This window comes from Streptomyces asiaticus (assembly GCF_018138715.1).
GTDB lineage: Bacteria > Actinomycetota > Actinomycetes > Streptomycetales > Streptomycetaceae > Streptomyces > Streptomyces asiaticus.
Genome location: NZ_JAGSHX010000006.1, coordinates 7,931,346 through 7,956,165, shown reverse-complemented (window position 1 = coordinate 7,956,165; position 24,820 = coordinate 7,931,346). Strand labels below are relative to the sequence as shown.

Genomic DNA, 24,820 nt, shown 5'->3' with positions numbered 1-24,820 from the left:
AACCGTGTCGGCACCTTCCTTCTGGCCTGTTCGAGGCATTCCACCCCAAGCTGCCGCGCTGTACTTTGTCCGGGTATTTCATCGGGACGGGGACGGCATACGTGACCGCCGACCGCCTCCTTCGAACCGCCTCCTTCGAGGGGGGAGTGTGGAACCTTCATGGCGCAAGCCCGCGCCTCTGAACTGGTCGGCCGCGCGCGAGGGGCAGTACACGACCGCGGCGCCCCTCCTCGGTGGTGCAAGCATCACGCTGCTGGGACTCGTCATCACGGACCGCGACACATTCCGCTGGCCGGACCCCACGCTGCTCGCACTCGCCCTGACCACGCTCTTCATGGTCATGGCGGTGGTATGGGGAGTTCGCTCCCGCCAGTATCTGTACTCGCGCAGCGATGTCGAAGCCTGGTGGGGTCCGCTTTCCGAGATGTCCGACGACCGGCACGAGCAGCTGATTCAGGACCAGCGGACGCACTACGCCAGTTGGATCAGGCTGGCCGGAAGAGCGGACTTCTGTTACTTGTCGGGGCTCCTGTGCCTGGCGGTGGGAAGTAGTCTTGCCCTGGCCCCGCCGGCTCATGCGGCGGCACCCGCGTGGCGGTGGCTCGCCGCAGGCACTACGGCCGCCCCGGTCGTCGTTGTGCTGCTCGTCTGGGTGGTGCCATACATAGGCAACGCGATTCGGAGATGGCAGGCCGACAACCACGACTCGACATAGGGACAGGGAACACCATGCCTCCTCGACAGTGCCCCGGCTGCGACGCCGCTCCGAGCGAGAGGGCCGACCACTACGCCGACTGCCCACTGAAGGATGTGCCGCTGGCGCAGGTCGCCGGGCTGACGTTCAAGGAGGCCAGCGCGAAAGCGGCACAATGGCGGGCGCGGAACGAGTAACCGCCGTCGCCCCGCGGAGACAGAAGACCCCGGGCGCGTGACGCCCGGGGTCTCATGCCTCGGTGTCAGGCATTCATGGCCGCCCAGAACTCCTCGAAGGACATCTGGCGATCGCCGTTGGTGTCGAGCGAGTCGATGAGCTCCTGGGCCTGCGACTCGGTGATCTCCGAGCCCTCCAGCTCCGCCACGACCTTCCGGTATTCGTCCGCGGTGACCAGGCCGTCCCCGTCCAGGTCGTAGCGCTCGAAGACCTTCCGCGCCGCCGTCTCCATGATGTCCGCCATGTGCTCCGCCCTTCTGCGATCTTCGCTGACGGGCCCAGGTTATCCGTCCGCCCGAAGCACCCCGGGGGTGCGGTCGCCTTACGGCGTGTAGACGGCGTCGCTGCCGTACAGTTCCCTGGTGAACGCGGAGACATCGGCGCTGCGATTGGCGCCGTCGAGGTTGTACGTCAGATAGACGCCGTACCCCTCGCTGACGGTGCGGCGGGCGAGGCCGGCGGCCGTGCTCTGTGAGGTCCGGCCGATCTCGACGGCCGCCGGCGACAGCTTCGACTTGGGCAGTGCCACGCGGGGGACCTGCCAGGTGCCGTAGTACGGGTTCCAGGCGTAGTCGAACTTGGACGAGATGTCGACGCCGCCGTAGGAGAGGCGTGACGCGGCCGGGCCGATGTTGTAGAGGCTGATGATCTTGTTCGGCATGTTCGCGCGCAGCGCCGTCACCAGGTGCACGAACGAGCTGTCGTTGGGCTGGCCGGTGCCGTTGTTGCCGTACTCCGCGTACTCGTCGTCGAAGTCGATGCCGTCGAGCCCGTACTTGGCCACGGTGTCCGACAACGTTTTCGCGAACGCCGAAGCCGCCTGCTGGGAGGGGAAGTTGGCGAAGCCCGCGCCCTGATGGTTGCCGAGCACCGAGAGGACGACCTTGATGCCCTTCTGCTGCAACGGCCGTATCTCCGTGGCGGCGTTGTCGAGGACGCGCTGCACGTTCTCGTTGAAGTGCAGATACGCCGCCTTCGTACCCGTGTCGTAGTTGATGTTCGCCGCGAAGATCACGGCGACGTCGAAGACGTTGCCGCCGCCGTTGGCGAGGGTGTACTTGCCGACGTTCCGCATGCTGTTGTTGTTCACCTCGACGTACGCCACCGAGGTCGGCCCCTGTTTCGCGGGAGCGGGGGCCGCTGCCGCGCCGGTCGTGGCGCTCGCGGCGGTCCCGGCGGTCCCCGCGAAGGCGAGGGCCGCGACCGCCGAGAGCGCGAACGCGGCCGTCCGTAATCTGCTCCGCACCAGAGTGAACATCGTTGACCGGTCTCCCCTCGCATGGGTCGGCGCCCGACGTGTTCGAAGCGCCGAGTGAGCCCTCCAAGTTTTCCGTTCCCGTACCCGAATGCCGAGGATCGCGCGCGAACTCTTCACGACTCCCACTCAGTGGCGTGACGGAGGGTCGGCACGGTCAGCTGATCTTCCACTGGCCGGTCTCGTCGGCGAAGCCGCTGTTCATGGTGAATTGCAGCGTGGCGACCTTCGATGCTTTGGGCACTTCGATGACGATCCAGCCGAGTGCCTTGTCGCCTCTGCCCCGAGAGGGTGAGTGTGTCACCGACGCGGGCGTCTTGGTGGACCAGTTCTGGTTGCACACGGGATCCGGCGTGTGCCGACGTCTACGGATTCGCTGTCCGGGACATGTCCCGGACAGCATGGGCCAGGAGAACCGCAGCTCTGAGCCTCGGCCGTCTCGCGCCAGGTGCGGTCGCAGTCTGCGTGGACCGCGTCACAGGACAGGCGGCCGGTCAGCCGCGGGGGCCGCTTCCGGTGTGGTAGCCGAGTTCGAGATAGCGGGTGCGGGTGCTCCAGGAGCCGAGGTCGGGCGTGTTGGCCAGGACGTCGTGCCAGGGCTGGGCACCGGGAGCCGCCGCCTTGCCGAGAGCCGCCTTGCCGTGAGCCGTCTTGCCGGACGGGTCCCCCTCGTCGTGCGCGGGCAGCGGATAGTGGGGGCGTCCGGCCCAGAGCCGCACCCCCGACCGCGCCTCGGACTCGCGGACCGGCTCCCACCAGCCCACCGAGAACATGCCGGCGAGCTGGTGCATGGCGATGAAGCCGGCCACGCCGCCCTCGGGGTCCGTGCTGTCCGGGCGCTCGGTGAGGGCGTGCCACAGGAAGTACACGTTCGGTAGCCGCACATCGGGCTGGAAGTGGTACACGAGCCGGTCCAGCCTGATCGAGCCGATGCGCGGCAGCTGTACCCGGGTGAGCGGGACGACCTCGCGCTTGCCGCCGTTCCAGGTCAGCCTCTGGTTGCGGCCCCGGTAGCCGGGCTCGCTGAAGACCGTGGCGTGGAGGAGTTCCCGGCGATCAGACCGGCGGTTGTGTGCCATGCCCGCGGCGGCGACGGCGCCCACGGATGCCAGGCCCGCCAGGAGGATTCTGGTCTTGCGCTTCATCGGGACGCGGCACCTCGCTTCTGACCGGACGGCCACCTCCATCATGCGCCACCGAGGGCCCGTTGATCCACCGTCAGGCCCGGTGGCCAGGAGGATCTCCATGGGCCCCGCGTCCCGTTCCGGGACCGGCACACCCGAAGCGTCGTTGCCGCTCGGCTCAGGTGTCGAGGAGTTCCGGCACGAAGATGTCCTCGCACGTCAGCCGGTGCTTGGACAGGCCCTGCTCATGGTGGTAGCGCAGGAACGTGTCGATGGCCTTGCGGTTCGCGCCGATCCCGTAGGGCCACCAGTCGTCGCCGAGCAGCCGGCGGTTCTCCTCGAACAGCGCACTGAACCAGGGCGTGATGACGCCCATGTGCTGCTTCGCGGCGCCGACGAGGTACTTCCGCTCGGCGAGCTCCTTGGCTTCCGTGAAGGCGTCGTAGACGGCCCGTGCGAGGCCCCGCCGCTGTGCCAGGTCCCTGCGGATCGCGACGATGTGCATCGGGGGGAAGATCCCGGTGCGGCGGTAGTAGTCGCGCTCGACGGCCTCGTAGTCGGGGAACAGGCGGGCGACCTTCGGCGAGCCGTCCAGCACCGCCCGCGGCACGTCGATGGAGATCAGTGCGTCGATCTCGCCGGATTCGAGCATGGCACCCAGGGTCTGGCCGTCCTCCGCGTGGCGCACGTCGACGCCGTCCGGGACGGGCTGCGGGATCCAGTCGCAGGCGGGGACGGGGTGGTTGGTGCCGCCGATGACCCAGCGGCACTGGTCGGGGGTCACGCCGTACTCGTCAGCCAGGATGCCCTTGGGCCAGATCCCGGCGTCGTGGCCGTAGAGCGTGAACTCGCCGACCGTCCTGCCGACGAGGTCCTGCGGCTTCTCGATCCCACTGGCGGTGTTCACGAAGATCGCCGAGTGGCGGAAGTTGCGGTTGGGCAGGATCGGCAGCGCCAGGAACGGCACGTCGTCGAGGTCGAAGGTGCGCAGGAAGTAGGTGAGACCGAACTCGGCGAGGTCGTAGTGGCCCTCAACGGCGCGACGGAAGATGTCCGATACGAGGGGTGCCGTCTCGAACACCGCGTCCACCCCGTCGACCGCGACCCGGCCGTCGAACAGTGCCTCGGTGTGCTCGTAGGCGTATACGCCGATGCTCAGCGAATCCGTGCCCATCAGTGGATCTCCTCTCCGGGAGTTCGCCGGGAGGCCCGTTTCCGTGAATGACCTTTCACTTTTATGGTGGTCCCGGAGCAGCCGAGCCGTCAAGGTAAATGTTCATTCACGGTGAGAGGGGCCACCATGCCGCGCATCACAGCCGAGCGCCGCGAGGCCAAGCGCGCCGAGATCGTCGCGGCGGCCCGCCGCTGCTTCTCCCGCGACGGGTTCCACCAGAGCTCGATGCCGGACATCGCCGCGGAGGCAGGCGTCTCGGCCGGCGCGCCCTACCGCTACTTCACGAGCAAGGAGGAGATCGTCCTCGCTATCGCGGGCGACGCGTTCCGGCTGATCTTCGAACCGGTTGAGCGGCTGGCCGACAGCACCGACGCCCCGGGCGTCGCGGAACTGGTTGCCGCCGCGCTCGACACGATCAGCGGCGAGACGGTGCGGGACGCGGCGGGGCACACGGTCGCAGTCGACGAGCTGCTGCGCTGCGTCGTGCAGGTGTGGTCGGAGGTGCTGCGCAATGACGAGGTGCGTGGCCCGGCCGCGGAGGGCTTCGAGAGGGTCCGGGCCAGCATCGCCGAAGCGCTGCGCCGCGGCCGGGCGGCGGGCGCGGTGCCCGCCGCCGTGGACCCGGACCGCGGGGCCCGCGTGGTGATGGGGCTGCTGCACGGATTCCTGCTCCAGCGCGTGGCCTTCGGCCTCACGGACACGGCCGGCCTCGCGGACGACCTGCGTGCCGGGCTGCTCTTGTGATGGGCGGTGTAGGCCCCATCGGCGCGGGCCAACTCCCGGTAGGATGACGAGCAGAGGATGATCCTGATGCCCTTGGCCAGGCCAGGAGCGGGTGTCCGCGGGGTGGTTACGGTCGCTTGAGGGTGGATCGGACACGACGGGGGGGCTCGCGTTGAATCGCCTGGCCGAAGCGGACCTGGAAGTCGGCCCCACGGTGCTGCCCCTGCCGCTGCGCGCGCGGCTCGGGCCGATCGCGGGCCTCGCCGCGCTGGTGGTCTGCCTGCTCGGAGTCCTGTACGCGGGCCACGGCGAGCCCGGCGGGGTGGACAGGTGGATCGTCGACCCGACGGCGGACAGTGTGCGGCCGCCCTGGAGGCGCGTCGCCCTGGCCATGGACTTCTTGGGGGAACCCGCCGGAGCGGCGACGCTGATCGTGGCCGCTGTAGCGGGCTGCCTGCTGCTTCGGCGTCCTCGCGCGGCGGTGCTCGTGGTCGCCGCCGCCGCCATGACCGTGGGGACGGCGACGCTGCTCAAGCATCTGGTGGGACGCACCATCCACGGGGACGGCAACCTGTCCTATCCGAGCGGGCACACCGCCTTCTTCACCGGACTCGCCCTCGTCGCGGCGCTGCTCGCGACCGGCCGGTTCGGCCTCGGCAGGGCGGCCGGCACCTCACTCGTGCTCGGCGCGGCGCTCGTGGCCGGCGCCGCGATGGGATGGGGGCAGGTAGCCTTGGGCGCGCACTATCCGACCGACGTCCTCGGCGGCTGGTGCACCGCGCTGGCGGTGGTTCCGGCGACCGCGTGGCTGGTCGATCGGGTGGCCGACCGGCTGGTCGACCGGATGGCCGACGACGCCCCTCGGCGGGAGCGTCGCTGACGTCACGTCGTCACGTCGTCACGTCACGCCAAGCGGCGGAATACGGGCTTCACCGGTCGTCCGGCCAGCCAGGGGGTGGGGTCGGCTGCGTCCAGTGCCTTCCGGTACACCGCACATGCCTGGGCCACCACGTCGACGGTGTGATCGATGTCGGCGTCGCTGAGCGCGCTGCTCACCACGAACGACGGGGCCAGCACCCCGCCCGTGAGGAGCCGGCGCAGGAACAGGGTGCGGTACCGCTGCGACGGCCGCCCGTTCTCGTCGAGGGTGCCGAAGACCAGGTTGCTGGCCCGGCCCCGGACGACGATGTGGTCGCCGACGCCCATGGCGGCCGCCGCCTCGCGAACACCGGCGGCCAACCGCTCGCCGAGGAGGTGCAGTTGGGCGGTGGCGCCCTCCTCGACGTAGGTGGTCTGCACGGCCATCGCGGCGGCCAGCGAGTGCGTTTCCGCACCGTGCGTGGTGGACAGCAGGAACACCCGGTCGCCGGAGTGACGCAAGCCCCCCAGCTCCATCAGATCGCGGCGCCCGGCCAGCGCGGAGACGGCGAATCCGTTGCCCAGCGCCTTGCCGAACGTGGAGAGGTCGGGGACGACGCCGTACAGACCCTGGGCGCCCGCCTCGGACCAGCGGAAGCCGGTGATTATCTCGTCGAAGATCAGTACGCAGCCGTGCCGGTCGGCCAGCTCGCGCAGCCCGGCGAGATAGCCGGGCGGCGGCTCGACAACGGTGGCGGGTTCGAGGATCAGGCAGGCGACCTCGTCCTGGTACTGAGTGAGCAGCTCCTCCGTGGCGGCCAGGTCCCCGTAAGGGAAGGCCACGGTGAGCTCGTTGGTCGCCGCCGGAACACCGGCGGACATCGGCGTGGTGCCGATGAACCAGTCGTCGACGGAGAAGAACGGGTGGTCGGCGCAGATGGCCACCCGCGGACGCCCGGTGGCGGCGCGGGCGAGGCGCACCGCGGCGGTGGTGGCGTCGGAGCCGTTCTTCGCGAACTTCACCATCTCGGCGGTCGGCACCGTGGCCAGGAAGCGTTCCGCGGCTTCGGCCTCCACGATGGAGGGCCGGACGAAGTTGCTGCCGCGGTCGAGTTCCCGCCGCACCGCCTCGAGCACACCCGGGTGGGCGTGGCCGAGGCTGACCGACCGCAGGCCGGACCCGTACTCGACGTAGCGGTTGCCGTCGATGTCCCACACGTGGGCGCCGCGGCCGTGGCTGATGACCGGGGCCAGGTTCTCGGGGTACTGGTCGTCGCCCTTGGCGTAGGTGTGCGCGCCCCCGGGGATCATGGCATGCAGCCGCTCGTTGGCCTGCCGCGACCGGGGCAGGAGGAACTCCGCGGTCTCTCCGGCGCGTTCGGTGCGTTCGGTGCGTTCGGTGCGTTCGGTGCGTTCGGTGTGTTCGGTGGCCAAGCCGGTTTCACCCTTCCTTGTGCTTCAGGACCTCGGCGAGGCTCGGCGCCTCCCGGTCCCGCTGGGACATCGATGTGACCGGCAGCGGCCACGGAATGGCGAGCTCCGGGTCGTCGAAGGCGATCGTCACGTCCTCGGCCGGATCGTGCGGGCGGTCGATCCGGTACGAGGTGTCGGCGGTTTCGGTCAGCGCCTGGAAGCCGTGCGCGCAGCCCGCCGGGATGTACAGGGTCGCCTGCGTCTCGCCGGAGAGTTCGAAGAAGGCCCGTCCCAGGTAGGTCGGCGAGTCCGGCCGCAGGTCCACGACGACGTCGAAGATCCTCCCGTACGAGCACCGCACCAGCTTGGCCTCGCCGGAACCGGAGCGCAGGTGCAGCCCGCGCAGCACGCCCCGGACCGAGCGGGACAGGCTGTCCTGGACGAAGGCGTCCGGGTCGAGGCCCACCGAGCGGACCACGTCGGCGTCGAAGGTGCGACAGAAGAAGCCGCGCTCGTCGGCGTACGGCGTGGGCTCGAACAGGTACGCGCCGGCGATCGCCGGGACTTCGGTCGCCTTCATGGAGTCTCCCGCGTGGCGTGGGCATGGGTGTGGTCGGCCGCCGGGAACAGGGCCGTGGTCAAGGCGGTGAACTGATGGGCGAGTTGCCGTGCGGCTGCCCGGTTCCGCTCGGTGAGGGTCTGCCGTAGCTTCGCCGCGTGCTTCTCCAGGTCCCGGAACTGTTCGAGCAACCGGTCGGCGTCGACCTCACGGGCCGGGTGGCAGTACGCGCCGAGGCCCATCCGGTCCATGAGGGCGCCGCTCTTCGCCGCGTAGCAGAGGGCGAGCACGGGCGTTCCGGTCTTCAGCGCGCAGATCAGGTTGTGGTAGCGGACGGCCACCACGGTGTCGGCGGCCGCCATCTCGTTCATCAGGTCGGCCAGTGAGGCCGGTTCGGCCGCGGTGACCAGCGGTGAGTCGACCGCGTCGAGGATCGCGGCGACCACCGACAGATCGCACTGGTCGCCGGTGAGGAGCCGGACCGGTCTGCCCTCCTCCACGAGCGTGCGGACGAACCGGATCGTCCCGTCGAGGTAGCGCCGGTAAATCTCCTCGGCCCGGGCGCGGTCGTCGTTGCCGCCGTGGAAGTCCATGACGCCGAGGCAGACGGGACCCGGCGTGCCGGTGGGTGTGCTCGCCTGTGGTGCCGGCAGGGAGAACGCGAGGTCCGGGTAGACCTCGTCGCGCGTGGTGTCCACGCCCATCGCGCGCATCGCGTCGCGGGACTGGGTGTCCCGGTACGACCGGTACGCGGCCAGCCGCGCCGACCAGCGCACCAGGGCCCGGGTCGGCCGGTTGCCGATCTCGGCGGCGCCGACGCTGACCAGCGCGACCCGGGTGCGCAGCAGCCGGCCGCTCGCGCAGAGCAGGAACAGCGAGTACGGGAAGCCCCACGGCCGCAGCGGCAGCGTGGCCTCCAGGACGCCCATGCCCGGCACGATCACCACGTCGTGCCGACGCACCCAGGCGGCGGTGCGGAAGACATCGACGAGTTTGCCCAGGCCCTTCGCGGCGATCGAGCCCGCACGGGACGCGGTCCGGTACTCCCCGCGGTACCAGTGCAGCCGCGTCGCGGGGATCCCGAACCGGGCCGTGACGGCCTCGGGTCCGCCGCACAGGGCGTCCACGACGGCCTCGGGGTGCTCGGCGCGCAGGTACCCGAGGACGGCCTCGAGTGACCCGTCGTTGCCGAGGTTGCCGGAGCCGAGCAGGCCGAACACCCCCACACGTGTCGCCGTCCTCATGGCCGCCGCCCCTCACGTCCGGCGACGAGGTCGTCGACGGAGACGGTCAGCTTGGCCGGGTCGACCGGGGCGCGGTCCTCGACCCGCTCACCGGCGCCCGGCCGGACCCGGCTGGTCATCCATGCGGCCAGGTGGCGGTAGCAGGCGCGCCGGTCGGGGGCGGACAGCGGGGCCCGCCGGATCGCCGAGGCGAAGCCCCAGACGTACTCGGCGAGCAGCCGGGGCGTCGGGTGCAGCGGGCCCGCCCGGCGCGGGTCGAGGTTGACGCACCGGGAGCGCTTGCTCGGGTTCGCCCGCTCGGCGCGGGTGGGGTGGTCGCGGCGGAAGTACAGCAGCTCCGGCACCTGGTGGAAGCGCCCGTGCAGGGCGATCTCGGCGACGAACGTGCGGTCCGCGTGGTGGTAGCTGTCCATCGGCCTCACCCGGCGCAGCGCGGCGGCCCGGATCACCCCGTAGAAGTCGTCACCGCCGGGCTCGAACAGCATGCTGCGGAAGCGCTCCGGCGGGTTCGGTGAGCCGGTGGCGAGCGTGTACTCGTACGGGACCTTCACCTGGCCGTCGCCGTCGATGACCGCCTGGTCGGCGTGGGCGAGGATCACGTCCGGCCGCTCGTCCAGCGCCTGGACGCAGGCCCGCAGCAGATCGCGGGCGTAGAGGTCGTCGTGCGAGGCCCACTTGAACAGCTCGCCGCGGCACTGGGTGAACACGTAGTTGTGGTTCGGCGTGGCGCCGACGTTCCGGGGCAGCCGGAGGTACCGGACGCGCGCGTCCTGCGCGGCGTACTTGCGGCAGATGTCCTCGGTCCCGTCGGTCGAGGCGTTGTCGGAGATGACCAGCTCGAAGTCCTCGTAGGTCTGGCCGAGCAGGGCGTCGAGCGACTCGGCCAGGTACTCCTCGCCGTTGTACACGGGCAGGCCGATGCTCAGCCTGGGGTGGGCGGTCATGGCGTCCTCACTTCGGGGATGGAGTGGTGGTGGCGCTCGCGCAGGGCGGACCGCAGGTGCAGCCACCACACGGCCGAGCCGCTGACGGTCGCGGCGGCGACGCACCAGGCCGAGCCGACCGTGCCGGCGACGGCCGCCCCGCCGAGCCCGCCGCCGACGTAAGCGGCGGAGGCGAACAGCTGGGAGCGCAGGCTGTGCCGGGCGGCGCCGAGCGCGCGCAGGCCGGCCGCCGCGCCGGTGCCGAGCCCTGCGCCCGCGACGCCGAGGGCGACCGGCAGGATGAGCTGTGCGGCGGAGTGCCAGACACCGCCGAGCACCAACTCGCCGAGCCGGTCCGGCATCAGCAGCAGCGACCCGCCCCAGATCAGCGCGCCGACGGCCTGCCCGCCACCCAGCAGGAGGCAGAACGCGCCGAGGCGGTGCGGGGTCCGCCGCAGGACCCGTGCCGCCTCCGGGACGGTGACCAGCGAAAGGCCCATCAGCACGGCGAGGAACGGGCCGAGCAGGAGCTCGGCGCCCCGCACCGCGCCCACCGCGCCGACCCCGACGATCGCGCCGAGCCCGTACGCCCGCAGCTGGCTCGCGCCGCTGAGGCAGGTGTTCTCGACCAGGTACCGGTAGCCGAGATCGCGCTGCTCGCGAAGCCACCCGCGCGCCTCGGTCACCCGGGGCCGGATGCCGGACTGGAGGTAGCCGTACGCCGCCGCCACCGTGGCGGACGCGCCCCAGGCGAGTACGAAAGCGGCCACGCTGCCCACCCGGGCCGCCACGACCATGGCCGGGACGAGCGCGACGCCCCACACGACGTCGTTGACAAACGCCTTCCGCCCGGCGCCGGCGGCGAAGAACGAGAACCGCCAGGCGTCCTGGAGCAGCAGCCCCGGCAGCATGACGCCGAGGCAGACGAACGCGGGCCCCACACGGCCGCCGAGGGCCGGCCCGACCACCAGACACGCCGCGCCGATGGCCGCGCCCACGCCGAGTGCGGTACCCGAGGACCGGGCCACCGCCCCGCGCCAGGACGCTTCCGGCACGCCGCTGAAGCGCACCACGAGCGGATCGGTGGCCAGCCCGCGGGAGATGTTGAGCACCACGCCGTAGGTCACCCAGGCCAGGCTGAACACGCCGAACGCGGTCACGCCCAGCGAGCGGGCCACGTAGATGCCCACCGCGAAGTTGGACATGCTGGAGGCCGCCTGGTCGGCCAGTCCCCAGGACAGCCGGCCGACGAGGGCCCGCTTGGCGGATCCGGCCGGTGGCGCCGGTGTCGTCGTCTTCTCCCCCTCGGTGGGCATCGGCGTCATGCCTTGATCAGCCCGGCGCCGTGCAGGGCGCCGGCCGCGTCGGCGACGGTGTCGAACGGCAGCCCGGACCGCTCGGCGACGTCCAGCAGACTGTGCTCGCCGTCGGAGAAGTTGAGCACCCAGAGCATGGCCATCTGGGCCTGCTTGGCGTCGCTGCGGCCGCCGAGCGAGTCGTACAACCCGCGTCGGCCCAGCTGTGGTTCGCCGTAGGGGCTGAGGTTGACGTACCGCCGGTCGCGGTCGAGGACGGCGAACGCCTCGCGGCAGACGGCGAGCGTGTCCGCCATCGCCTCCGGGGAGACGAAGTCCAGGTTGTCCGCCGAGGTGTGGTACTCGGGGTAGCCCGCGTACGGGGTCCGGGTGAGCGAGCCGACGCCGAGATCGAACCCGGGCGAGCAGAACTGCCGCTCGTCGTAGCCGTACGGGGTGAACTCGGCGACGCGGTGCGGGCGTTCGGAGGCGGCCAGCACATGCCGCATCACCCGGTCGATCTCCGCGTCGCCACGCCTGCTCTGCTTGTACGTGAGGTGGCCCCGGTCACCGGCGCAGGCCAGCACCAGCCCGTGCTTGACCCGGTCGATCCGTTCCGCGTTGCGGGCCAGCCAGGTGATCGCCCCGATGGTGCCGGGCGCGAAGATGAACCGGTAGGTGTAGTACGGCGTCCGCTCCGCCAGCGCCCGCGCCAGGAACGTCGCCACGGCGATACCGGCCAGGTTGTCGTTGGCCAGCGACGGGTGGCAGACGTGGCAGGAGACGATCACCTCGTCGGCGACCTGCCCGGGGACCACGTGCTCGGCGTAGGTGAGGTGGCCATCGGTGAGTGTGGAGTCGACGCACACCTCGTACTCGCCGTCCGGCAGCGCGTCCAGGGTCTCCTGGGCCAGGCAGAACCCCCATTCCGGCTGGTAGTAGCTGGTGCGGTAGGGCACCCAGGCCGGGTGGTCCGGCAGGGTGTGCAGATGCGCGCGGAGCTCGGCCAGCGGCATGGTCGCCGACACCGGCACGCTGTAGCCGAGCACGTGCAGGCTGGACGCCCGGAAGTCGACGACCCGGCGGCCGGTGGCGTCGGCGATGTACGCGTCCCGGATGTTCCACTCCCGCGGGACCGTCCAGTCGAGCACCTGCGTCCCGGTCGGCACCTCGTGCACCTTCAGCGGGATGTACTCGCCGACGATCTCCAGGGTGGCGCGCACACCGTCGCCCGTGATGCTCCGGCAGAGCGGGTACAGCCGCTCCACCAAGGCGTACATCTCATCGCCGTGCGCGGTCACCGGCGCCACCGCAGCGTGTCGTCGACGGTGCCGGCGTCGGACGCCGCGCGCAGCACGGCGAGGCGGGTGAAGCGCTGCTCGAAGTCCTCCCGGGTCAGCCCGTGTTCCCGGTAGGCATCGGCGAGTTCGAGCGCGCCCTGCTTCACCGTCCACTCGCAGTCGAAGCCGGGTATCGCCGTGCGGAACCGGGAGAAGTCCACCCGGTACGACCGCGGATCGGCACCGTTCTCGCCGGTGATGACCACCTTCGCGCCGGACACCGCCTCGGCGACCTGCCCGGCGATCTCGGCGACCGTGACGTTGTTGATCTCGCTGCCGATGTTGAACGCCCGGTCGTGCACCGCTTCCCGCGGCGCGGTCAGCGCGGCCGTGAAGGCCCGTGCGATGTCGACGGCGTGCACCAGCGGGCGCCAGGGGGTGCCGTCGGAGAGCACCAGCACCTCGCCGGACAGCAGCGCGTGGCCCACCAGGTTGTTCAGCACGATGTCGGCACGCAGCCGGGGCGAGTAGCCGAAGGCGGTGGCGTTGCGCAGGAACACCGGGCTGAAGTCGCTGTCGGCCATGTCGTGCAGGTCGTCCTCCACCCGCACCTTGGACTCCGCGTACGGCGTCACCGGGCGCAGCGGGGCGTCCTCGGCCACCAGGTCGTCGCCGCCGGCGGCGCCGTAGACCGAGCAGGTCGACGCGTACAGGAAGCGCCGCACCCCGGCGTCGCGGGCCAGCCGGGCGAGCCGCACGGACGCGTGGTGGTTGATGTCGTGGGTGAGCTCCGGCGCCAGCGATCCCAGCGGGTCGTTGGAGAGCGCGGCCAGGTGGATCACGGCGTCGGCCCCGGCCACGTGTTCGGCCGTGACGTCGCGCAGGTCCACCCGGTGCCCCGGCGGATCCGCCGGCGTCGGGCCCAGCACACAGTCGGCGAACAGGCCGGCGTCGAGGCCGACGACCTCGTGCCCGGCGGCGGCGAGGGCCGGGGCCATGACGGTTCCCAGATAGCCCTGGTGTCCGGTCAGCAGTACGCGCAAGGTTCAACCCCCCAGGTTGAGCGTGAGTTTGGTGACGGCGAACGCCTCGGCGTATCGCTCGTGGCATTCGATGCCGCGGATCCGCGCGAGGCCGAGGAATGCCTCCCGGTCGTACCAGGGCCGGTGCCGCTGCGAGGGGTAGTGCTCCTGCAACAGCCGCACCTTCTGTTCGGCGATCTCCGGCGACAGTGGCTGGTACGCCGCGAGGCGGCCGAGGTCGCCGTCCCACTTGACGATCTCGTAGCCGAGCACGAGGTGGTCGCGGAAGGCGGTGGGTATCAGCTTCGCCAGGCCGCGGTGATCCTGGTGCGCGTCATCGGTGCGCGGCGCCAGCACCAGATCCGGCTCGGTCCGCGCGCGCAGTTCCTCGACCGCGGCCTTGGCCTCCTCCCAGTGCGCGGGCAGCCGGCCGTCGGGGAGCTTGTGCACGGTCAGCCGCAGGTCGGCGGCCGGGCAGAAGGCGGCGAGCGCGGCCTGCTCCTCCTGCTCCCGCTCGCTGCCGCCGCCGGAGAGCACCAGGGCGTCGACGCGCAGCCCCGGCCGTGCCAGGCACATCGCGAGCAGCGTGCCGCCCGCGCCGATGGCGATGTCGTCGCAGTGCGCGCCCACCGCGACGATCCGGTCCGGACGCCCGGCGCCGAGCCGGATCACGCCGGTGCTCCGGCGCTGTCCCGCTCCCACACGGCCCACGGGCGGTCGCCTCGGGCGTAGGCGGCGTCGAGCGCGGCCCGCTCCTTCACGGTGTCGGTCGGCTTCCAGAAGCCGCGGTGCTGGTGCGCCACCAGCCGCCCGCGCTTGGCCAGTTGGGCGCATCCGTCGGCGACCAGGTCCCCGTTCTCCGGGATGTGGTCGAAGATCTCCTGGCGAAGCACGAAGTAGCCGCCGTTCTCCCACAGCGGCAGTTCGCTCACCGCGGTGATGCCCCCCACCAGGCCGTCCTCGCCCAACTCCACGCAGTGGAACGAGGACTGCGGCGGCACCACCATCATCGACGCACCGGCGTCGCGCCGGGCGAACCGGTCGATCATCTCCGGCAGCGGGGCGTCGGTGAGCACGTCGGCGTAGTTGGCGAGGAACAGCTCGTCGCCGTCCAGGTGGTGCCGTACCCGGCGCAGCCGCTCCCCGATCGGCGACTCGACGCCGGTCTGCGCGAACGTGATCGTCCAATCCGAGATGTCGGTGGACAGCAGCTCGGTCCGCCCGCCTCGCAGCACGAAGTCGTTGGACGTCGTCTCCTCGTAGTTGAGGAAGAAGTCCTTGATGTGGTGGGCCCCGTACCCGAGGCACAGGATGAACTCCGTGTGCCCGAAGTGCGCGTAGTAGCGCATGACGTGCCAGATCAGCGGCCTGGGGCCGACCATCGCCATCGGCTTGGGCACGTCGTCCGCGGCGCCGCTCCGCATCCGCATCCCGTAACCGCCGCAGAACAGAACGACCTTCATGCTGTGACCTCTTTCACGACGCGACCTCGACAATGCTCAGTTCCGGGATGGGAAAGACCAGCCGGCCGCCCCACTCGTGCACGAAGGACAGCTGCTCGGTCAGTTCGGCACGCAGGTTCCACGGGAGGACGAGCACGTAGTCCGGCTTGTCGGCGGCTATCCGCTCGGGCGGCAGGATCGGGATGCGGGTGCCGGGAGTGAATCTGCCGTGCTTGTAGGGGTTGCGGTCGACCGTGTACGCGAGCAGGTCGGGCCGGATGCCGCAGTGGTTGAGCAGGGTGTTGCCCTTGCCCGGGGCGCCGTAGCCGACGACCGTCTCGCCGCGCTCGGCCGCTGTGATGAGGAACCGCAGCAGATCCCGGCGCACCTTGGCCACCCGGGCGGAGAATTCGGTGTACCCGGACAACTCCTGTAGCCCGGCGGCCTTCTCCCGGGCCAGCACGTCCACCACCCGCCGGGACGGCTCGCCGGCCACCTCGGCCGGGCGGGCCCACAGCCGGATGGAGCCGCCGTGTGTGGGCAGCAGCTCGACGTCCACGAGCGCGAGTCCGCCGCTCGCCAGCGCCCGGATGGCGGACGCGACCGTGTAGTACTGGAAGTGCTCGTGGTAGATCGTGTCGTACTGGTTCTCCTCGATCAGCGTCAGCAGGTGCTGCACCTCGATGGAGACCCAGCCGTCGTCGGCGACCAGGGCGCGCAGCCCCTCGGTGAACCCGACCACGTCGGGGATGTGCGCGTACACGTTGTTGGCCACGACCAGGTCCGCCGGGCCGTGTTCGGCGCGGACGGCCGAGCCGGTGTCCGGGCTCAGGAACTCCGTGAGCGTGGGCACACCCGCGTCCCGTGCCGCGGCGCCGACGTTCACCGACGGCTCGATGCCCAGGCAGCGGATCCCGCGGTCCACCACATGCTTCAGCAGGTATCCGTCGTTGCTCGCGACCTCGACCACGAAGGCGTCGGTGCCCAGGTCCAGCCGCGCCGCGGCGTCGTCGACGAACGTGCGCGCGTGCTCCACCCAGGAGGTCGAGTACGAGGAGAAGTACGCGTACTCCTTGAACGTCTCCTCCGGCGTGATCAGCGGAGGGATCTGCGCGAGCCAGCAGTCGGTGCAGACCCGCAGGTGCAGCGGGTACGCGGGCTCCGGCTGGTCCAGTTGGTCCGCGGCGAGAAAGCTCTCACACGGTGGCGTCGCCCCGAGGTCGACGACGCTCGCCATCGCTTCCGAGCCGCAGAGTCGGCATCGTGTCATCTACTGTCCCCATCCCCCCTGCTCGCGCGGGAGTCCCCGCCGCGAGCCAGTGCTGACCGACCCGCGATCGCGGTGCGGTACTCATCAACCAGGCGCTCCAGCCCGACGGCCGGGCTGAAACCCTGTTCGTAACGGAGCCGGGCCGCCCGGCCCATCTCCCGGCCCAGAGCCGGCTCGGCCGCGATCCGGCGTATGCGGGACGCGAGCGAGGCGGGCTCGCCCGGCTGGTGCAGCAGCCCGGTCACGCCGTCCTCGACGAGTTCGACGAAGGCGCCGTGTCCGGCGGCGACGACCGGGACCCCGGCCGCCATCGCCTCCACGACCACCAGGCCGAACGCCTCCAGCCATGTCGAGGGAGCCACCACGGCGACCGATCGCGCGATGGTCTTGGCGCACTCCGCCGGGTCCAGCAGGCCGACGTACGCCACGTCGTCCCGGCCCGCCGCCCAGGCGGTCACCTCTCGCTCCAGTGGCCCCGCGCCGGCGATCACGAGCGGTACGCCCGCACCGCCGCTCGCCGCGATCTCGTCCCACGCGGCCATGAGCAGCCGTACGCCCTTGGCCTCCGCGAGTCGGCCGAGATAGAGCAGATGCTCTCCCCCGCCCACTCGGCGGGCGCCCGGGTCGGGCACGAAGTTGTGCTTCACCGCCAGCCGCTCGGCCGGCATACCGGCCCGCACCAGGACGTCGCGCTGCGCCGCGGAGATGCAGAAGAACCGCTCCACGCCGGACCACCATCGCCGCCGGTTGACCGACAGGCTGACCGCGAGCGGCACCGTCGCGAGGCGGGAGTTCCGGTAGCAGCCGTGCCGGACGGCGGGCAGTGGTGCGGAGCCGACGCACTCGGCGCACGGCCGGCCGTCCCGTTGCAGCGTGCCCGGAGGGCAGACCTGGGTGTAGTTGTGCAGCGTGGCGACGGCGGGCACGCCGGCGTCGGCGCAGGCGGCGAGCACCGCGGGCGACAGGAGCGGGAAGACGTTGTGGACGTGCACCACGTCCGGCCGCTCGGCACGCAGCCGGGCGGCGAGCTCCGCGCGTACCGCCCGGTTCCACGGCACGAGGAGCGGCACCGTGGCCTTGCCGAGGAGGGACCGGGCGGCGATGTCGTCGCTGCGCCGCTCGAACACCCCGACCTGGTGGCCGGCCGCGCGCAGCAGCTCCACCTCCTGGTCGACCACCTTGTTCTCCCCGCTCGGCTGCGCCGAGCCGTAGCGGTTGTGCACCACGAGGACGTGCATGCTCAAGGAACCTCCGATCGCCGGGCCCAGCGCGGAATGTGTCGTGGCGGGAGTTCGGGCGGCGCGGCCGCGGCGGGTGCCGCCAACAGCGAGGCGGCCAGGGCCAGATGCAGCAGATACGGCGAGGCGTCGCCAAGACCGGCCTCGGTGTACGACGCGATCGCGCAGTAGCTGATCAGAAAGATCGCGCAGGCCCGCTCCAGCGACGGTGGCCGCAGCAACGCGACGCCGCCCAGGACGATGATGATCGCCGCGACAAGGGTGACGCCGACCAGACCCTGCTCGTTGTAGACGGCCAGCCAGCTGTTGTCGATCGGCAGCCCGCCGAACGACTTGTCGCCCAGGCCCATGCCGAACCACTTCTCCCCGGTCGTCCTGGGCGCGGCCAGCAGGGCGTCCCAGACCTTGGCCCGACCGGTGAGGCTGGAGAAGTTCTCCTTGCTCTGTCCGCGCAGGAACCACGCCTGGAGCACGGAGGCGAACCCCACCGCGGCCACCGTGGCGCACAGCACCGCCCGGCTGAAGAAGCGGCGGGCCGCGGCGCTGGTGAGGAGGAGCGAGCCGATCGCCAGCGCCAGGCCGAGGAACAGGCCGAGCGTGGCCGTCCGGGTATGGGTCAGCGCGAGCAGGACGAGCGAGGGCACGATGACCACCGCCGCGCTCACCCTGTCGGTCCGGCGGTCCAGTACGAGCAGCACGGTGAGCCCGATGATCACCGCGGCGTACTGTCCGATCTGCGGCGGGGTGAGCGGCCACAACGCGCCGACCAGCCGCCCGCCGTAGAGGTCGGGCAGGGCCGCGCCCGGTGAGACGACCAGACCGACGGCCACCGACCCGAGCACCGCGAAGTACATCCGGATGTGGTGCCGCACAAACGTCAGACCGCCGTCCCACCAGCGGCTGAGCAGCCACAGCGTGCCGACGAAGAGAGCCAGCCGGGCACAGCGGAACAGCGCGCCGAACCCGGACTCCAGGTTCGCGCTGGAGATCACGCTCGTCACCAGGAGCAGGGTGAGCAGGAAGACATACGCACTGGCCCGGATGCGCAGCCGGAGATTGACCGCGAGCGCCAGCGCGAACGCGGCGACCAGCGCGCCCATGGTGACCATCTGGATGAGGGAGCGGGGCAGCGGGACGATGGTCTTCGCCCCGGCGGAGCCGAGGGTGTTGAGGACCAGCAGCCCCCAGACCGTCCCGACGATCTTCGGTGTGGGTCCCCCGCCCATCTCAACCACCGTCCCGTGCGCGGAGGGTGCTGCCCGCGTCCTGCTGGTACGGCGTGATCTGCCACTGCCCGAAGTCGAGCACCCGGCTCGGGTCCTGGGCGACGAATTGCCACGGTCCGAGGTAGACGTTGTCGTGCCAGCGGTTGTGCTGCTTGTGGGTGATCGCCTCGGCCACCCCTTCGCCCTGGTACGGCGACCAGTCCGGATAGGTGCCGTAGTTGGCCAGCACCGCCATGCGGTCGCACTTCACGGTGCACTTGACGACGGACTTGTCCAGCACGAAGCGGTTGTCGTGGATGTCCACCCGCTGGGTCTTCCACCGGCAGTCGGCGTAGAGCGGTGCTTTGGCGATCGCCGGTTTGGCGCAGCGGTCGGTGTCCCGGACCAGCAAGGTGCAGTCGCCGGACGAGGTGTTGGCCGGGCTGTTGCAGAACCGGTCGGCGTTTTCCCACAGGGTGATCCCGGACCAGTTGTTCTCCAGCGCGTTCCGGTAGATCTCGATCTTGTCGGTGCGGGCCTTGATCCGTGGTTCGCCGCCGGACTCGGACAGGTACACGGTCGAGTACGGGAAGTTGTCGCCGCGTTCGGCCTCCCTGCGGCCCTCGACCCAGTTGTTCCGCCGGATCGTGTTGTTCCGGATGACCGCGTTGTAGCTGGTCTCGTAGATCAGCGCGGCACCGTCGTTGGCCTCGAGCACGTTCTTCTCGATGCGGAAGTCGTTGTTGTTGGTGTCCGCCCACAACCCGGTTCCACGGTTGTCGTGCACCCAGTTGCCGCGTATGTCGGCGCCGTTGACGGCCCAGAACTTGATGCCTCCGGTGCAGCCGCAGCCCTTCCGCCGCCGCTCCCAGTCGCCGGTGTTGTTGCCCACGATCTCGTTGCCCTCGACCACCAGGCCGCTGATGCGGCCTTTGGCCTTGTACGCGTTCATGCCGTACTGGCCGTTGTCGCGCAGGCAGCTGGCGCGGACCCGCTGGCGGGCACCGGCCATCAGCCCGGCGCCGGAGTTGTTCTGGATCGTCGCGTGCTCGATCACCCACCCGTCGGCCGAGTCATGGTTGACCACGCCCTCGTCCGGCGGCGCCACGAAGCGTTGCACGGTCAGATGGCTGATGGTGACGTCGTGAGCGGTGCCGCCGAACGCGTACTGGTTCTTCTTCCGGCCGTCGAGCACCGCGCCCGGCGCGCCGAGGTAGCGGTCCCCCTCCTTGGGGATGACCTGGGCATAGCGGTCCGGGTCGAGCCTGTGCTTGCCCGGTCGGAGCCAGAACGTGGTGTTCGGGGGGCTGCCCTTGGTCTTCGCCGCCAGGTCACCGACCACCGCGGGGTCGACCGTCACCGCGCCCGCCGGCGCCTTCTCCGGCCCGGCCGCGGGCTTGGCGCACACATGGGCCACGGACCGGGCCGCGGACGGCGCGGCAGACGGCTCCGCGGCCGGGGCGCCCGGCGTGCTCACACAGCCGGTCGCCGCTACCAGGACGAGCGCCGCCACCGGTAACGCCCCGTTCCGCCACTTGATCACCACGCGCCCCTCCCTAGGGGGCTTCTGATGGATCTCCGCGGCGTCGCGACGCCCGGCACGCCCTCTCGCCGCACCGGACAAAACCCCTAGTAGCTCCGCTACGAGGGCTTCCGCCCGGCACGCCGAGAGCACGCACCGAACGCCGCTCCTTCCTCCACGGAGATCCATCAGAAGCCCCCTAGCCGCGGAACCTGAGTACGGTGGTGAACCCCCGCGCGCCGTCGGCGAAGCCGGTGCCGACCAGTGTGGTGGTGGGTTCCTTGCGCCCGAAGCCGGCGGAGTACCAGCCCAGCGGCGGTTCGGTCGCGCCACGATGTGCCCGCCAGGACAGCTGCCCGGGCAGGTCCAGCACCGCGGAGCGGTCCTCGCCGTCCCGGGTCCAGGTGAGCTGTGCCCGGTTGTCCACCAGCTCCGCGGCGATCGCCGGGCCGAGGTGGAACGCCAGGCGCACCTCCCGGCGCGGGCCGCGCACCTCGTCGACCACCCTCAGCTCCTCGGCCGCGGCCGTCAGTTCCACCCGGCGGCGGTGCACGGAGCGCTGGTAGCCGTCGTGCTCGGCACACCAGCGGGCCACGCCCTCATCGGACGGTTCCGCGACCAGGACGCGGCTGCGGGCATGACGGGTCCACAGGAACGGGCCGCCGGAGACGGACTGGTCAGCGCCGTCCAGTTGCAGGGTGTTGTGGCCGAGGGTCGACCGGAAGTACCGCCGCCACTCGGGCTGCCCGTGATAGCAGTACGTCCCCGGGTCGGCGAGCACGTCGACCCCGTCGTGCCGGACCTCCACGGACAGCGCGTCCGCGTGAGCGTGTGCGGCGATGGACAGGAAGCCGTGCGGACCACCGTCGCAGCGGCACCAGATCTCTCCCGGGCCGCGCAGGATCGTGAGCCCCGCGTCGGCGAAGTGGCCCGGTCGGCTCGGTGGGCGGGTCACCGACGGTTCAGTGGGTGTGATGAGCGCGGCCAGCAGCGGGGTGCGTACATCGGTGCCGGTCACCGTCGGCCACCAGGCGAGCCGGCCGAACACGGCGTCCCCGGTGGCCAGCAGCGAGGCCCAGCGGTCGGTGCCCGCGCCGTCCACGACCAGACCGTGCCCGTCGTCGGCGTCCCCCTGGCGCGGCGGCCGTAGCCGGCTGTCCACGATGGCCGCGAGCGCGTCGGTCATCCGCAGCAGCACCAGCCGGATCGACGCGGGGACCGGTACTCCGGCGGCATCCGCCTCGGCCACCGCGGCCAGGCCGAGCTCCAGCACCAGCCCGTGATATTCGGTGGCCAGCTCGCGGTTGAGGCCGGAGCCGAAGGTGTTGCTTCGCAGCTGCCGCTCCAGGGACGTGAGCGCGTCGGCCCGCCAGCGCTGCGAGCTGGGGAACCACCCGAACGCGCAGGCCGCGGCGGACTGCCCGGCGGCCTCGGCGATGACGTGGTTGTTCGCCGAGGACCCCCGGCTCGGGAAGGCGGCCAGCCAGCGCTGGTGGTGCCAGATCTGGTCTCGCGCCACCGGGTTGCCCTCGAACAGCCCGGCCGCGCCCGGCCAGCCGTCGAGGAGCCGGCGGATCCACACCCAGGACAGCAGCCGGATACCCAGCTCGATGCCGCTGGTCCAGTGCGCTCCGCGCAGCGGCGCGTTGGCCGTCCACCACGACCGCAGGTGCTCGGCCACGCGCTCGGCGTACCGCTCGTCCCCGGTGATCGCGTAGGCGGCGGCGAGCTGGGTGAGGTACTGATGCCGGGACGGCTCCCAGATCTGCTTGATGTCCCCGACCGCGTCCTCGTCGCGGTACGGCACGTCGAAGGCGTAGCCCCCCGGAGCCCGCCGCCCGGTCTTCGGGTCGTACCACCAGTCCGGGTCGGCCATGTCGTCGCGGTCCACCCCGAAGTACTCGGCGTGCCCGGCCATCAGCCGGTCCGCCTCGGCGATGAGACGTTTGGCGGCGTCCGGTGGCACCGCGGCGATCGTCCCCGCGGGCAGTACCGCGGTGAACCGGGCGCCGGTCACGCTCGGGCAGTCCGGCGGCGCCGACCGCCACCGCCGCCTGCGCACCGCGTCGCCCACCCGGCCGCCGACCTCCCGCGGTCCCATCCGGGACAGCCGCCGCAGGTACCAGCCCGGGCTCCCCGAGCTCACGGTCATCGCGCCCTCTCCAACGTCACCGGCGCACCGGCGGCCAGACCGGCTCGCACGGCCAGGGTGGCCGCCGTGGTGGCGACCAGCGACTCCAGCGGCACCGGCATCGGCCCGCCGGTCCGCACGGCCTTGATGAACGCGGCCAGCTCGGCGGACTGGCCCTTGTCCCGGGCCTTGGGCAGTCGCGAACTGACCCACCGCTTGCGGCCGTACACCGAGGCACGGACGAAGTCGTCGAGTCGCAGCACCTTGCCGTCCGCGATCAGGTCCAGCGTCTCCTTGGGGAAGCCCGGCGAGCCGGTGGTGACGTAGGCGATGGTGGCGGTGGACCCGTCCGGGTAGCGCAGCACGACCTGGAGGTCCTCGTTGCCGGACGCGGCGACCGCGTACACCGAGACCGGGTCGGCCCCGAGCAGCCAGCTCGCCGTGTCGATGAAGTGTCCGCCCTCGCCGGCGAACCGCGAGCCCTCGGTGCCCTGTTGGAGGTACCAGCTGCCGTGCTCGAGGCGGCCCGCGTTGACCAGGTAGCGGAGGCTCGCCGGCCCGGTCCGGGAGCCGAACCGCTTCCTGGCCTCCTGGAGCAGCGGCGCGAACCGGCGGTTGAAGCCGACCTGAAGCCGGTCGTTGCCGGACTCCTCCACCGCCGCGAGCACCCCGGCCAGCTCGTCCTGGTCGAGCGCCAACGGCTTCTCCACGAACACCGCCTTGCCGGCCCGCAGCGCCCTCATGGTCAGTTCGGCGTGCGAGCTGTGGCGGGTGACCACGAACACCGCGTCGATGGACGGGTCGCCGAGCACGGCGTCGAGATCGGTGGTCGCCTCGGCGAAGCCGAACTTCCGCTTCGCGTTGGCCGCGGACAGCGCCGTCGTGGTGACGACGGTGGACAACTCGACGCCGTCGCGCCGTTCCAGATGCGGCAGCAGCATCGACGTGGCGTAGTTTCCCGCGCCGACGAACGCCAGCCGCACCGACGCGTTGGCGAGCCGGGCCGGGGCGGACCCTCCGCCGCCGCGGCGCACCGCGGGCACGGCCACCGCCGGGGTCCCCGTTTCCACGGCTTGGCCGGGGTGGCCGGGATACCGGAACAGCACGGCCACGGCCTTCAGGTCGCCGTCCTTCAGGCGCTGGTACGTCTCGACGGCGTCATCGAAGTCGGCCACGTGGGAGACCAGGGGCTCCACGTCGACGCTGCCGCGGGCGAGGAGATCGAGGAAGCACGCCAGGTTGCGGCGCTCGGTCCAGCGCACGTAGCCGATCGGGTAGTCGCGGCCCTCGAGCTCGTACTCCGGGTCGTAGCGCCCGGGGCCGTAACTGCGGGAGAACCGGACGTCGAGCTCCTTCTCGTAGTACGCGTTCCACGGCAGGTCCAGGCGGCACTTGCCGATGTCGACGACCCGGCCGCGGTCCCGGCAGAGCCGGGCGGCCAGCTCGACGGGCTGGTTGCTGCCGCCGCCGGCGGCCAGATACACCTGGTCCACGCCCAGGCCGCCGGTGAGTTCGGCGACGGCGGTCTCCACGGCCGCGGACGCGGGGTCGCCGCAGGCCGCCGCGCCCAGGCGCTCGGCGAGCTCACAGCGCGCCGGGTCGGGGTCGGCCCCGACGACGCGGACTCCCGAGGCGGCGAGAAGCTGCACCACCAGCTGTCCGATCAGCCCGAGGCCGATGACCAGCGCCACTTCGCCGAGGTGTGACTCGCCTTGGCGGACGCCCTGCAACGCGATCGACCCGACGGTGCCGAAGGCCGCGTGCCGCGGCGCGAGGCCGTCCGGCACCCGGGCGTAGAGGTTCTTCGGCACCCAGTTCAGCTCGGCGTGCAGCGCGTGCTCATTGCCGGCGCAGGCCACGAGGTCGCCGACCTTCACATCGTCGATTCCGGCGCCGACCTGCTCGACCACCCCGCACAGCGAGTAGCCGAGCGGTGTGTAGGAGTCCAGCTTGCCCATCACCTTGCGGTAGGTGGCGGGCACCCCGTTGGTGGCCACGCTCTGTACGACCTTGGCCACCTGGTCGGGCCGGGAGCGGGCCTTGCCCAGCATCGACATGCCGGCCTCGGACACCTTCATGAGCTCGGTCCCGGTGGATATCAGCGAGTAGGCGCTGCGGACCAGCACACCGCCCGGCTTGCACCCCGGCACCGGCACGTCGAGCAGCGCCAGCTCGCCGCTCTTGTAGTTCTGCACAACCTGTTTCACCCGA

General features: G+C 71.4%; 24 protein-coding genes. 4 read left to right on the top strand and 20 right to left on the bottom strand.

The features are described 5' to 3' along the window. The first annotated feature begins 148 nt into the window (after positions 1 to 148). Both KHP12_RS41900 and KHP12_RS41895 read left to right on the top strand, forming a co-directional pair. The gene (locus KHP12_RS41900; RefSeq protein WP_086880559.1) at positions 149 to 715 is read left to right on the top strand and encodes a hypothetical protein; all 567 of its coding nucleotides are present in this window, start codon (positions 149 to 151) and stop codon (positions 713 to 715) included. A 14-nt stretch (positions 716 to 729) separates the two neighbouring features. Next, complete coding sequence (locus KHP12_RS41895) at positions 730 to 891, top strand: hypothetical protein (RefSeq protein ID WP_167442407.1); 162 nt, start codon at positions 730 to 732, stop codon at positions 889 to 891. A gap of 65 nt (positions 892 to 956) precedes the next feature. Here KHP12_RS41895 and KHP12_RS41890 read toward each other — a convergent pair whose 3' ends face one another. The 5 genes from KHP12_RS41890 to KHP12_RS41870 form a co-directional block, all read right to left on the bottom strand. Further along, positions 957 to 1,175, bottom strand: coding sequence for an EF-hand domain-containing protein (locus tag KHP12_RS41890; protein WP_086880558.1), 219 nt, complete (start codon positions 1,173 to 1,175; stop codon positions 957 to 959). 78 nt (positions 1,176 to 1,253) lie between these two features. Beyond that, on the bottom strand, positions 1,254 to 2,189 hold the full coding sequence (locus KHP12_RS41885) for an endo-beta-N-acetylglucosaminidase H (protein ID WP_086880557.1): 936 nt from the start codon (positions 2,187 to 2,189) through the stop codon (positions 1,254 to 1,256). 154 nt (positions 2,190 to 2,343) lie between these two features. Beyond that, positions 2,344 to 2,529 carry a hypothetical protein gene (locus tag KHP12_RS41880; RefSeq protein WP_086880556.1) on the bottom strand — a complete coding sequence of 62 codons (186 nt, stop codon included), beginning with the start codon at positions 2,527 to 2,529 and terminating at the stop codon, positions 2,344 to 2,346. 151 nt (positions 2,530 to 2,680) lie between these two features. After that, complete coding sequence (locus KHP12_RS41875; protein ID WP_086880555.1) at positions 2,681 to 3,331, bottom strand: hypothetical protein; 651 nt, start codon at positions 3,329 to 3,331, stop codon at positions 2,681 to 2,683. A 157-nt stretch (positions 3,332 to 3,488) separates the two neighbouring features. After that, on the bottom strand, positions 3,489 to 4,484 hold the full coding sequence (locus KHP12_RS41870) for a 4,5-dihydroxyphthalate decarboxylase (protein WP_086880554.1): 996 nt from the start codon (positions 4,482 to 4,484) through the stop codon (positions 3,489 to 3,491). Between the two features lie 126 nt (positions 4,485 to 4,610). Here KHP12_RS41870 and KHP12_RS41865 point away from each other — a divergent pair, with 126 nt between their 5' ends. Next, complete coding sequence (locus KHP12_RS41865; protein WP_211834383.1) at positions 4,611 to 5,228, top strand: TetR/AcrR family transcriptional regulator; 618 nt, start codon at positions 4,611 to 4,613, stop codon at positions 5,226 to 5,228. A gap of 151 nt (positions 5,229 to 5,379) precedes the next feature. Continuing rightward, on the top strand, positions 5,380 to 6,087 hold the full coding sequence (locus KHP12_RS41860) for a phosphatase PAP2 family protein (RefSeq protein WP_372455266.1): 708 nt from the start codon (positions 5,380 to 5,382) through the stop codon (positions 6,085 to 6,087). Between the two features lie 23 nt (positions 6,088 to 6,110). Here the strand turns inward: KHP12_RS41860 and KHP12_RS41855 are convergent, their stop codons facing one another. The 15 genes from KHP12_RS41855 to KHP12_RS41785 form a co-directional block, all read right to left on the bottom strand. Beyond that, the gene (locus KHP12_RS41855) at positions 6,111 to 7,415 is read right to left on the bottom strand and encodes a glutamate-1-semialdehyde 2,1-aminomutase (RefSeq protein ID WP_086880577.1); all 1,305 of its coding nucleotides are present in this window, start codon (positions 7,413 to 7,415) and stop codon (positions 6,111 to 6,113) included. Positions 7,416 to 7,506: 91 nt separating this feature from the next. Beyond that, positions 7,507 to 8,058, bottom strand: a complete 552-nt coding sequence (locus KHP12_RS41850) for a dTDP-4-dehydrorhamnose 3,5-epimerase family protein (protein ID WP_211834380.1) — start codon at positions 8,056 to 8,058, stop codon at positions 7,507 to 7,509. Then, positions 8,055 to 9,281: a polysaccharide pyruvyl transferase family protein gene (locus tag KHP12_RS41845; RefSeq protein ID WP_086880551.1), complete on the bottom strand. Its 1,227-nt coding sequence runs from the start codon at positions 9,279 to 9,281 to the stop codon at positions 8,055 to 8,057. Before KHP12_RS41845 ends, KHP12_RS41850 begins: the two co-directional genes overlap by 4 nt. Beyond that, positions 9,278 to 10,225, bottom strand: coding sequence for a glycosyltransferase family 2 protein (locus tag KHP12_RS41840; RefSeq protein ID WP_086880550.1), 948 nt, complete (start codon positions 10,223 to 10,225; stop codon positions 9,278 to 9,280). Before KHP12_RS41840 ends, KHP12_RS41845 begins: the two co-directional genes overlap by 4 nt. Next, positions 10,222 to 11,529: an MATE family efflux transporter gene (locus KHP12_RS41835; protein ID WP_211834378.1), complete on the bottom strand. Its 1,308-nt coding sequence runs from the start codon at positions 11,527 to 11,529 to the stop codon at positions 10,222 to 10,224. Before KHP12_RS41835 ends, KHP12_RS41840 begins: the two co-directional genes overlap by 4 nt. Continuing rightward, a complete protein-coding gene (locus KHP12_RS41830) occupies positions 11,526 to 12,809 on the bottom strand; it encodes a DUF4910 domain-containing protein (RefSeq protein WP_211834376.1) in 1,284 nt (427 codons plus the stop codon). Before KHP12_RS41830 ends, KHP12_RS41835 begins: the two co-directional genes overlap by 4 nt. Then, positions 12,797 to 13,822 carry an NAD-dependent epimerase/dehydratase family protein gene (locus KHP12_RS41825; RefSeq protein WP_086880547.1) on the bottom strand — a complete coding sequence of 342 codons (1,026 nt, stop codon included), beginning with the start codon at positions 13,820 to 13,822 and terminating at the stop codon, positions 12,797 to 12,799. Before KHP12_RS41825 ends, KHP12_RS41830 begins: the two co-directional genes overlap by 13 nt. A gap of 3 nt (positions 13,823 to 13,825) precedes the next feature. Beyond that, positions 13,826 to 14,473 carry a PIG-L deacetylase family protein gene (locus tag KHP12_RS41820; RefSeq protein WP_086880576.1) on the bottom strand — a complete coding sequence of 216 codons (648 nt, stop codon included), beginning with the start codon at positions 14,471 to 14,473 and terminating at the stop codon, positions 13,826 to 13,828. Then, positions 14,470 to 15,264 carry a glycosyltransferase family protein gene (locus KHP12_RS41815; protein WP_086880546.1) on the bottom strand — a complete coding sequence of 265 codons (795 nt, stop codon included), beginning with the start codon at positions 15,262 to 15,264 and terminating at the stop codon, positions 14,470 to 14,472. The genes KHP12_RS41820 and KHP12_RS41815 overlap by 4 nt, the downstream gene beginning before the upstream one ends. A gap of 13 nt (positions 15,265 to 15,277) precedes the next feature. Continuing rightward, a complete protein-coding gene (locus tag KHP12_RS41810; protein WP_211834375.1) occupies positions 15,278 to 16,513 on the bottom strand; it encodes a class I SAM-dependent methyltransferase in 1,236 nt (411 codons plus the stop codon). Then, positions 16,510 to 17,751, bottom strand: a complete 1,242-nt coding sequence (locus KHP12_RS41805) for a glycosyltransferase (protein WP_086880544.1) — start codon at positions 17,749 to 17,751, stop codon at positions 16,510 to 16,512. The genes KHP12_RS41810 and KHP12_RS41805 overlap by 4 nt, the downstream gene beginning before the upstream one ends. A 2-nt stretch (positions 17,752 to 17,753) precedes the next feature. Continuing rightward, the gene (locus KHP12_RS41800) at positions 17,754 to 18,977 is read right to left on the bottom strand and encodes an O-antigen ligase family protein (RefSeq protein WP_086880543.1); all 1,224 of its coding nucleotides are present in this window, start codon (positions 18,975 to 18,977) and stop codon (positions 17,754 to 17,756) included. A gap of 1 nt (position 18,978) precedes the next feature. Next, complete coding sequence (locus KHP12_RS41795; protein ID WP_211834373.1) at positions 18,979 to 20,502, bottom strand: right-handed parallel beta-helix repeat-containing protein; 1,524 nt, start codon at positions 20,500 to 20,502, stop codon at positions 18,979 to 18,981. A 175-nt stretch (positions 20,503 to 20,677) separates the two neighbouring features. Beyond that, the gene (locus KHP12_RS41790) at positions 20,678 to 22,630 is read right to left on the bottom strand and encodes a heparinase II/III family protein (RefSeq protein ID WP_211834372.1); all 1,953 of its coding nucleotides are present in this window, start codon (positions 22,628 to 22,630) and stop codon (positions 20,678 to 20,680) included. Beyond that, positions 22,627 to 24,816, bottom strand: coding sequence for a bi-domain-containing oxidoreductase (locus tag KHP12_RS41785; protein WP_211834370.1), 2,190 nt, complete (start codon positions 24,814 to 24,816; stop codon positions 22,627 to 22,629). Before KHP12_RS41785 ends, KHP12_RS41790 begins: the two co-directional genes overlap by 4 nt. Positions 24,817 to 24,820: the final 4 nt, after the last annotated feature.

Bases quoted from the DNA above. Each gene is read 5' to 3' on its own strand.
- KHP12_RS41870 (WP_086880554.1), bottom strand. From the start codon at position 4,484: ATGGGCACGGATTCGCTGAGCATCGGCGTATACGCCTACGAGCACACC.
- KHP12_RS41800 (WP_086880543.1), bottom strand. From the start codon at position 18,977: ATGGGCGGGGGACCCACACCGAAGATCGTCGGGACGGTCTGGGGGCTG.
- KHP12_RS41790 (WP_211834372.1), bottom strand. From the start codon at position 22,630: ATGACCGTGAGCTCGGGGAGCCCGGGCTGGTACCTGCGGCGGCTGTCC.
- KHP12_RS41865 (WP_211834383.1), top strand. From the start codon at position 4,611: ATGCCGCGCATCACAGCCGAGCGCCGCGAGGCCAAGCGCGCCGAGATC.
- KHP12_RS41845 (WP_086880551.1), bottom strand. From the start codon at position 9,281: ATGAGGACGGCGACACGTGTGGGGGTGTTCGGCCTGCTCGGCTCCGGC.
- KHP12_RS41805 (WP_086880544.1), bottom strand. From the start codon at position 17,751: ATGCACGTCCTCGTGGTGCACAACCGCTACGGCTCGGCGCAGCCGAGC.
- KHP12_RS41810 (WP_211834375.1), bottom strand. From the start codon at position 16,513: ATGACACGATGCCGACTCTGCGGCTCGGAAGCGATGGCGAGCGTCGTC.
- KHP12_RS41835 (WP_211834378.1), bottom strand. From the start codon at position 11,529: ATGACGCCGATGCCCACCGAGGGGGAGAAGACGACGACACCGGCGCCA.
- KHP12_RS41890 (WP_086880558.1), bottom strand. From the start codon at position 1,175: ATGGCGGACATCATGGAGACGGCGGCGCGGAAGGTCTTCGAGCGCTAC.
- KHP12_RS41885 (WP_086880557.1), bottom strand. From the start codon at position 2,189: ATGTTCACTCTGGTGCGGAGCAGATTACGGACGGCCGCGTTCGCGCTC.
- KHP12_RS41875 (WP_086880555.1), bottom strand. From the start codon at position 3,331: ATGAAGCGCAAGACCAGAATCCTCCTGGCGGGCCTGGCATCCGTGGGC.
- KHP12_RS41850 (WP_211834380.1), bottom strand. From the start codon at position 8,058: ATGAAGGCGACCGAAGTCCCGGCGATCGCCGGCGCGTACCTGTTCGAG.
- KHP12_RS41840 (WP_086880550.1), bottom strand. From the start codon at position 10,225: ATGACCGCCCACCCCAGGCTGAGCATCGGCCTGCCCGTGTACAACGGC.
- KHP12_RS41815 (WP_086880546.1), bottom strand. From the start codon at position 15,264: ATGAAGGTCGTTCTGTTCTGCGGCGGTTACGGGATGCGGATGCGGAGC.
- KHP12_RS41895 (WP_167442407.1), top strand. From the start codon at position 730: ATGCCTCCTCGACAGTGCCCCGGCTGCGACGCCGCTCCGAGCGAGAGG.